Source organism: Dietzia sp. SLG310A2-38A2, from assembly GCF_014145095.1.
Classification (GTDB): domain Bacteria; phylum Actinomycetota; class Actinomycetes; order Mycobacteriales; family Mycobacteriaceae; genus Dietzia.
The window spans coordinates 1-8,599 of the sequence record NZ_JAALDX010000043.1 but is presented as its reverse complement, the minus strand read 5'-3'; the positions used below and the strand labels follow the sequence as shown (position 1 = coordinate 8,599).

The 8,599-nt window shown below is 70.0% G+C and carries 7 protein-coding genes; 6 read left to right on the top strand and 1 reads right to left on the bottom strand.

Annotated elements, in window-relative coordinates:
- Nucleotides 1-261 precede the first annotated feature (261 nt).
- Nucleotides 262-1,230, top strand: coding sequence for a quinone oxidoreductase (locus G6027_RS01655; protein ID WP_182634822.1), 969 nt, complete (start codon nucleotides 262-264; stop codon nucleotides 1,228-1,230).
- Nucleotides 1,231-1,263: 33 nt separating this feature from the next.
- Here G6027_RS01655 and G6027_RS01650 read toward each other — a convergent pair whose 3' ends face one another.
- Nucleotides 1,264-2,280, bottom strand: a complete 1,017-nt coding sequence (locus tag G6027_RS01650; protein ID WP_346995596.1) for a heme o synthase — start codon at nucleotides 2,278-2,280, stop codon at nucleotides 1,264-1,266.
- 175 nt (nucleotides 2,281-2,455) lie between these two features.
- Here G6027_RS01650 and tkt point away from each other — a divergent pair, with 175 nt between their 5' ends.
- From tkt to G6027_RS01625, 5 genes are all read left to right on the top strand, one after another.
- A complete protein-coding gene (tkt, locus tag G6027_RS01645) occupies nucleotides 2,456-4,567 on the top strand; it encodes a transketolase (protein ID WP_182634825.1) in 2,112 nt (703 codons plus the stop codon).
- A complete protein-coding gene (gene tal, locus G6027_RS01640) occupies nucleotides 4,564-5,670 on the top strand; it encodes a transaldolase (protein WP_182634818.1) in 1,107 nt (368 codons plus the stop codon). Before tkt ends, tal begins: the two co-directional genes overlap by 4 nt.
- Nucleotides 5,671-5,765: 95 nt before the next feature.
- Nucleotides 5,766-7,247, top strand: a complete 1,482-nt coding sequence (zwf, locus tag G6027_RS01635; protein WP_187702504.1) for a glucose-6-phosphate dehydrogenase — start codon at nucleotides 5,766-5,768, stop codon at nucleotides 7,245-7,247.
- A complete protein-coding gene (locus G6027_RS01630; RefSeq protein ID WP_311201597.1) occupies nucleotides 7,244-8,164 on the top strand; it encodes a glucose-6-phosphate dehydrogenase assembly protein OpcA in 921 nt (306 codons plus the stop codon). Before zwf ends, G6027_RS01630 begins: the two co-directional genes overlap by 4 nt.
- Before the next feature lie 52 nt (nucleotides 8,165-8,216).
- Nucleotides 8,217-8,599, top strand: a 383-nt coding sequence (locus G6027_RS01625) for a 6-phosphogluconolactonase (RefSeq protein ID WP_182634814.1), incomplete at its 3' end; no start/stop codon positions are given.

Below are 8,599 nucleotides of genomic sequence, written 5' to 3'. Positions count from 1 at the left end.
TCGCCTCCGCCGGCCACCTCGTCGACGGCGGCGGGCGCCTGATCGGGCTCCGACACGGCACCGGACCCGCTGGTGGTGACGGCGGGCCGACCGGTCGCCCGGACTCGCGGTCCCCCGGCGTACTGGGAAAGGATCTGCAGGCTCATGGGGGTACCTTATCGCCTCCGGTCTCCCCGGTTGCCCGCCGCTCCCGGGGTGCCGCCACCAGACCCCGCGATATCAGGGCTGCGGGAGCGCGGGACGTCGCGGATACTTGGGCCCATGCGTGCAGTCCGGATCTCAGAACACGGTGGCCCCGACGTCCTCGAGCCGGTCGAGGTCGACACTCCCTCACCGGGTCCGGGAGAGGTCCTCGTCCGGACCACCTCCATCGGCGTCAACTACATCGACACCTACTTCCGCGAGGGCATCTATCAGACCGCGTTGCCGTACATCCCGGGCAGCGAGGGGGCCGGGATCGTCGAAGCGGTGGGAGAGGGCACGCCCGATCTCGTGACCGGAGACCGGGTGGCCTGGTGCCAGACCCCCGGTTCCTACTCGCAGTACGTGGTCGCCCCGGCAGAGGCCCTGGTCGCCGTCCCGGACGGAGTGTCCGACAGCATCGCCGCGTCGATGCTCCTCCAGGGACTCACCGCGCACTACCTCATCACGGACACCCATCGTGCGCACGGCGGAGACACGGTACTGATCACCGCGGGCGCCGGAGGGGTGGGGCAGCTCCTCATCCAGATGGCGGTGTCCCGTGGATACCGGGTCATCACCACCACCTCGACCGAGTCGAAGGCGCAGGTCTGCAGGGAGCTGGGTGCGCATGAGGTCCTGCTCTATCCGGAGGCGACGCCCGAGAGGATCCGCGAGCTGTCCGGTGGCGGTGTGGAGGTGGTGTTCGACGGGGTCGGGCGGGACACCTTCGACACCAGTCTGGCCTCGCTCGAGCGTCGCGGCACACTGGTGTTGTTCGGTGCGGCGAGCGGCCCCGTGCCACCGGTGGATCCGCAGCGGCTCAACGCGGCCGGATCGGTGTTCCTGACCCGGCCCTCGCTCGGCGACTTCATCGCGACCACCGAGGAGTACCGCGAACGTGCGGCGGAGGTGATGGAGGGGCTGGTCGACGGTTCGCTCGTCCTCCACGTCGGGGCGACGTTCGGACTCGCCGACGCGGCACTTGCGCATCGTGCCCTCCAGTCCCGGCGCACCACGGGGTCGATCACGCTCGACCCCTCGAGGTAACGGATCAGAATCTCGACCCCTTGAGGTGACGGATCAGAACAGGGAGAAGGCCCCGGACAGGGTCTCGAGACCGAGAACGGCGTCGATGGACAGGGCCACGAACACCCCGGCCAGGTAGTTGTTCGACAGGATGAACAGCTTGAGGGGCTTGACCTCGACACCTCGGCGCACTCCGGCCTCGAGGCGGTGGGCCATCACGATGAACCACACACCGAAGCCGACCGCGCCCGCGGCGTAGATCCACCCCGCCGCGGGGATGAGTGCGAAGGTGCACAGGACCGTGGCCCACGTGTAGAGGGTGATGCGACGGGTGACGCCCTCCGCCGACATGACCACGGGCAACATGGGAACACCGGCGGCCTCGTAGTCCTCCTTGTACCGCATCGCCAGGGCCCAGGTGTGGGGCGGAGTCCAGAAGAAGATGATGAGGAACAGGACGATCGCCTGCCACCAGTTGCTCGGCTGGCCCTCGGGGAGGTGGTCGGTGATGACCGCCCACGAGACGAGCACGGGCATACAACCGGCGGCGCCCCCCCACACCACGTTCTGGGCGGTGCGGCGCTTGAGGATCATCGTGTAGACGAAGACGTAGAAGCAGATCGTCAACAGGATGAACAAGGCGGCGAGCCAGCTCTGCGCCAGGAGTCCCAGCCACAGCATGCTGGCCGCCCCGAGCACCAGGCCGAAGACCAGCGCGGCCCGGGGGGTCACGGCGTGGCGGGCCAGGGGGCGCCGTTCGGTCCGCTTCATGACCTTGTCGATATCGGCGTCGACGACCATGTTGAGGGTGTTCGCGCTGGCGGCGCCCAGCCAGCCACCGACCAGCGTCAACAGCACCAGACCGAGGTGGACCTGCCCGCGGTCGGCCTGCAGCATCGCGGGGATGGCGGCCACCAGGAGCAACTCGATGACGCGCGGCTTGGTGAGGGCGATGTACGACATGACGACGTCGACTACGCGGGCGCGCCCGCTCGCCGGAGCCGGCCGCCCCGAGGACTCTGGAGGGGAGACGGACGGCCCCCCACTCCGGGTCGGGGTGGAATCGTGCACCGGAACTCCTCGCAGCAGATGTCAACGCACTACCCGGCCGATACTACGTCCCCCCTGCACGCTCCGCGAAAGAGCGGGGGCGGGGACCGCCCGACCCCGGGCGCCGGTGACCACTAAGGTGGTCCACGACATACGCGCGGATCCGCGCCGCACCCTCGACCCGGGAGAACCACAAGTGACCAGCGCGTCGGAGATCACCGAGCTCACCACCGCCCGCCACCCGTCCGACTGGACCGAACTGGACACCCGGGCGGTCGACACCGCGCGTGTCCTGGCCGCCGAGGCCGTGCAGAACTGCGGCAGCGGTCACCCGGGCACCGCCATGAGCCTGGCGCCCCTGGCCTACACGCTCTACCAGCGGGTGATGCGCCACGACCCGTCGGACCCGAAGTGGGTGGGTCGGGACCGTTTCGTCCTGTCCTGCGGCCACTCGTCGCTCACCCAGTACGTCCAGCTCTACCTCGCAGGTTTCGGCCTGGAGCTCGAGGATCTCAAGGAACTGCGCACCTGGGGATCCAAGACCCCGGGTCATCCCGAGTGGAACCACACCGATGGGGTCGAGATCACCACCGGGCCGCTCGGACAGGGGCTGGCCTCCGCGGTGGGCATGGCCATGGCCGCCCGGTACGAGCGCGGCCTGTTCGACCCGGAGGCGCCCGCCGGCAAGAGCCCGTTCGATCACTTCATCTACGTCGTCGCCTCGGACGGTGACGTCCAGGAGGGCGTGACCGCCGAGGCCTGCTCGCTGGCGGGGACCCAGCAGCTCGGGAACCTCATCGCGGTCTACGACGACAACAAGATCTCGATCGAGGACGACACCCAGATCGCCTTCACCGAGGACGTGGCCGCCCGCTACGAGGCCTACGGCTGGCACGTCCAGACGGTCGACGGGGGTGAGGACATCGCGGCCATCGAGGAGGCGATCGCCGACGCGCGCGCCGTCACGGACAAGCCCTCGATGATCGTCCTGCGCACGGTGATCGCCTACCCGGCCCCCACCAAGATGAACACGGGGGCCTCCCACGGTTCGGCGCTCGGGCAGGCCGAGGTGGACGCGGTCAAGGAGGCGCTCGGCATGGGCGGCACCGAGCCCTTCACCGTCGACGACGAGGTGATCGCCCACACCCGCGCGGCCCGCGACCGTGGCGCCCGCGTCCACGCGCAGTGGAGCGACATGTTCCACGCGTGGGCCGAGGCCAACCCCGAGGCGAAGAACCTCTTCGACCGCCTCTACTCCGGCCAGTTGCCGGAGGGCTGGGACGCCGGTCTGCCGACGTGGGAGGCCGACCCCAAGGGCGTCGCCACCCGCAAGGCCTCCGCCAAGGCCATCCAGGCACTCGCCGGGACCCTCCCGGAGCTGTGGGGTGGGTCAGCGGACCTGGCGGGGTCCAACAACACCCAGATCGAGGGCGCCGATTCCTTCGGCCCCCCGTCGATCTCGACCGGGATGTGGTCTGCGTCCCCGTACGGCCGCAACCTGCACTTCGGCGTCCGCGAGCACGCCATGGGTGCCATCCTCAACGGGATCGCGCTGCACGGGCCCACCCGGCCCTACGGCGGAACCTTCCTCATCTTCAGCGAGTACATGCGCCCGGCCGTCCGGCTCGCGGCCCTCCAGGGCAGCAACGCCTACTACGTGTGGACGCATGACTCGATCGGTCTCGGGGAGGACGGCCCCACCCACCAGCCGGTCGAGCAGCTCGCGGCCCTGCGGGCCATCCCCGGCCTGGCCGTACTGCGGCCGGCGGACGCCAACGAGACGGCGGCGGCGTGGCGCGCGATGCTCATGGCCCTCGACGGTCCCAAGGGGCTGTGTCTGACCCGCCAGGACATCCCTGTCCTGGAGGGCACGGCCGAGTCGGCGCGCGAGGGCGTCGAGCGCGGTGGCTACGTGCTGGCCGAGGCGTCGACCGGTTCCCCCGAGGTGATCCTGATGGGTACCGGTTCCGAGGTCCACCTTGCGGTCGAGGCACGAGAGGTCCTCGAGGCCGAGGGCGTCCCGACCCGGGTGGTGTCGATGCCGTGTGTCGAGTTCTTCGACCAACAGGATCCGGAGTACCGCGAGTCGGTCCTCCCCCGGTCGGTCCGCGCCCGGGTGAGTGTCGAGGCCGGGATAGCGATGCCGTGGTACCGCTTCCTCGGCGACGCGGGTCGGGCGGTGTCGCTCGAGCACTTCGGCGCGTCCGCCCCGTACCAGACCCTGTACACCGAGTTCGGAATCACCGGCGACGCCGTGGTCGCCGCAGCCCGCGAATCGCTCGCGGCCGTCAACGGGGAGGCATCATGACCAACGCCAATCTCGCCGCACTGAGCGCCGCCGGCGTCTCGGTCTGGCTCGACGACCTGTCCCGCCAGCTGCTCACCTCGGGTGAGCTCGAGGAGCGGATGTCCACCTACTCGGTCGTGGGAGTCACCACCAACCCCGCGATCTTCCAGGCCGCTCTGGGTGACTCGTCGGCCTACGAGTCCGCGCTCGCCGAGGCCGTCCGGACCGATAGGGACGTCGATTCCGTCGTCCGCGCGCTCACCACCGCGGACGTGCGGGACGCCTGTGCCGTCCTGGCCGACGTGTTCGAGGCCACCGACGGCGTCGACGGACGCGTCTCGCTCGAGGTCGACCCCCGGCTGGCGGACGATACGGAGGAGACGGTGGCCCAGGCCGTCGAGCTCGCCGCTGTCGTCGACCGACCCAACCTCATGATCAAGATCCCGGCCACCTCGGCGGGGCTCCCCGCGATCACGGAGGTGATCGGGCGCGGCATCGACGTCAACGTGACCCTCATCTTCTCGGCCGACCAGTACCGCGCGGTCGCGGAGGCGTACCTGGCGGGGTTGGAGAGGGCGGCGGCAGCCGGTCACGACCTCTCCCGCATCCATTCGGTGGCCTCGGTGTTCGTCAGCCGACTCGACACCGAGATCGACTCCCGCCTGCCGGCGGACTCCGACCTGCGTGGCAGGGCGGGACTGGCCAACGCGCGGCTGTGTCAGGACGTCTACGACGAGGTCTACGACACCTCCGGTCGTTTTGGTGATCTCGCGGCCCGGGGGGCACGACCCCAGCGGCTGCTGTGGGCGTCCACCGGCGTCAAGGACCCCGCATACCCCGACACCCTCTACGTGAGTGGTCTCGTCACCCACGGCACCGTCAACACCATGCCCTTCGCGACCATGGAGGCGTTCGCGGACCACGGCGTCCTCGAGGGGGACACGGTGCGGGGCACCGGTGAGGCCTCGCGGGAGACCCTCGAGGCACTGCGTGCGGAGGGGATAGACCTGGACGAGGTCTTCACCCTGCTCGAGCAGCAGGGTGTGAGCAAGTTCGTCAGCGCGTGGGACGACCTGATCGCCACGGTGACCTCGCGGATCGACGAGATCCACTCGGGGTCGTGACCGAACCGGCCAGTCGGCCCTTCCCGGCCGTCGGCGATCCTGTCGGCGGCCCGGAGGGCTCGGCCAACCCGCTCCGCGATCCGCGGGACCGGCGGCTGCCACGGATCGCCGGCCCGTCCGGGCTGGTCATCTTCGGCGTCACCGGCGACCTCTCCAAGAAGAAGCTCATCCCCGCCGTCTACGACCTCGCCAACCGGGGTCTGCTCCCCCCGGGCTTCTCCCTCATCGGCTTCGGCCGGCGCCGGTGGACCCACTCCGAGTTCGCCGAGTTCGCCCGTGAACACGCCCGGGAACGGTGCCGTACCCCGTTCCGTGAGGACGTGTGGGAGCAACTGGCGGCGGGATTGCGGTTCGTCACCGGGACCTTCGACGACGACGAGGGTTTCGATCACCTGGCGGAGCAGCTGACGGCCCTGGAGGTCGAACGGGGCACGGCCGGCAACTATGCGTTCTACCTGTCCGTCCCCCCGGACGACTTCCCCACGGTCTGTCGGCACCTCGACCGGACCGGATGCACCAGGGCGGTCGACGGATCGTGGCGCCGGGTGGTGATCGAGAAGCCCTTCGGGCACGATCTGGCGAGTGCCCGCGAGCTCAACGCGGTGGTGGGCGCGGTGTTTCCCGAGGACTCGGTGTTCCGCATCGACCACTACCTGGGCAAGGAGACGGTCCAGAACATCCTCGCCCTGCGGTTCGCCAACCAGCTCTTCGAGCCGGTGTGGAACGCCAATCACGTCGACCACGTGCAGATCACCATGGCGGAGGACATCGGTCTGGGCGGCCGCGCGGGCTACTACGACGGGATCGGGGCCGCGCGCGACGTCATCCAGAACCACCTCATCCAACTCATGGCGCTGGTGGCCATGGAGGAACCGACGGACTTCTCGGCCGCCGCGCTGCGGGCGGAGAAGACCAAGGTCCTCGAGTCCACCTCACTGGCGCTGCCGATCTCCGAGACCGCGGCCCGGGGCCAGTACTCCGGTGGGTGGCAGGGGTCCGAGCAGGTGGTGGGGCTCAAGGACGAGGACGGATACGATCCGTCCTCCACCACCGAGACCTACGCCGCGATCACCCTCGAGGTCCACAACAGACGCTGGGCCGGGGTCCCGTTCTACCTGCGTACCGGCAAGCGGCTGGGCCGTCGCGTCACCGAGATCGCGGTGGTCTTCCGACGCGCGCCACACCTGCCCTTCGACGCGACCATGACCCAGGAACTGGGCCAGAACGCCCTGGTGATCCGGGTGCAGCCGGACGAGGGCGTGACACTGCGGTTCGGGTCCAAGGTGCCCGGGACCGCGATGGAGGTTCGCGACGTCAACATGGACTTCGCCTACGGCGAGGCGTTCACCGAGTCCTCCCCCGAGGCGTATGAGCGGCTGATCCTGGACGTGCTGCTCGGCGAGCCGTCACTCTTCCCCGTCTCGCGCGAGGTGGAGTTGAGCTGGATGCTCCTCGATCCCGTCCTCGACGAATGGTCGGCCGGTGGCACCCCGGAGCAGTACCAGGCCGGGACGTGGGGTCCGCGTGGTGCCGACGACATCCTGGCCCGCAGTGGCCGCGCCTGGAGGCGACCGTGATCATCGACCTGCCCGACACCTCGACCCGCGAGATCTCCAAGAAGCTCGTGCAGATCCGTGAGGACGCGGGGCTGAGCACCATCGGCCGGGTGCTCACGCTGATCGTCCTCACCGACCACGTCCGCGGCAGCGAATCCGCGATCGAGGCGGCAAACGAGGCCAGTCGCGAGCACCCGTGTCGCGTGATCGTGGTGATCCGCGGCAACCGCGCCAGGGCTGACCGGCTCGACGGTCAGATCCGGGTCGGTGGCGACGCGGGAGCGGCCGAGGTCGTGGTCCTCCGGACCTCGGGGGCGATGGCGTCGCAGTCCGCCTCGTTGGTCACCCCGTTGCTCCTGCCGGACACCCCTCTCGCGGTGTGGTGGCCCAGGCATTCGCCGACACTGCTGTCCGAGGACAAGGTGGGTCGTCTCGCGCGTCGCCGGATCGTGGACTCCGACGCCGAGGGGCACCCCACGGACGCACTGGCCAAGCGGGCGGCCGGATACTCCCCGGGTGACACCGATCTCGCCTGGGCCCGGGTCACGCACTGGCGTTCCCTGCTGGCGGCCACGCTGGACCGGCCGCCGTTCGAGACGATCACCGGCGCCACGGTGTGCGGCCCGGAACGGGCCGCGTCCGTGGACCTCGCCGGTGGGTGGCTCGCCTCCCGCCTCGGGATCGACGTCCACCGCGCGGTGGGGCCGCGGATGGTGGTCCTGGAGCGGGCCTCCGGATCGATCGTCATCGAGCAGGTGAGCCCCACCTCCGCGGAGCTGCGGATCACCGGCCACTCCCCCACACGGGTGACGCTGGTGAAACGGAGCGTGGCGGACTGCCTCGCCGAGGAGCTGCGCCGCATGGACACCGACGGCGTGTACGCCGACGCACTCGCGAACCACGATCGCGTGATCTACACCTCGGCCTCCGTCCGCTGAGCGGGGCCGCCAACCAACCGGACGACCGAGACCCGACACCACAGGAGGCCCGATGTCCCACATCCGTCATCTCGTCCACGCCGACTCCGACGCACTCGCCACCGCGGCCGCCCGTGCGGCGGCGGAGCACCTGACCGGACGGATCGCCGCCGCCGGACGGGCGAGCCTGTCGCTGACGGGGGGCTCGGTGGGGGTCAAGACCGCCGCCGCGCTCGCCGACTCGACCGTGGAATGGGAGAAGGTCACGATCTTCTTCGGCGACGAACGCTTCGTTCCCGCCGACCACCCGGAACGCAACGACGGCCAGCTGGACGAGGCACTGCTCGACTCCCTGGGGGACCGTCCGACGGTGCATCGCTGGCCCGCGAGAACCGCACAGGACAGCGATGTCGACTCCGCCGCTGCTCGCTTCCTGGAGTCGCTCGACCTCCCCGA

Coding starts and splice junctions, on each gene's coding strand:
- G6027_RS01655 (WP_182634822.1), top strand. CDS start 262: ATGCGTGCAGTCCGGATCTCAGAACACGGTGGCCCCGACGTCCTCGAG.
- tal (WP_182634818.1), top strand. CDS start 4,564: ATGACCAACGCCAATCTCGCCGCACTGAGCGCCGCCGGCGTCTCGGTC.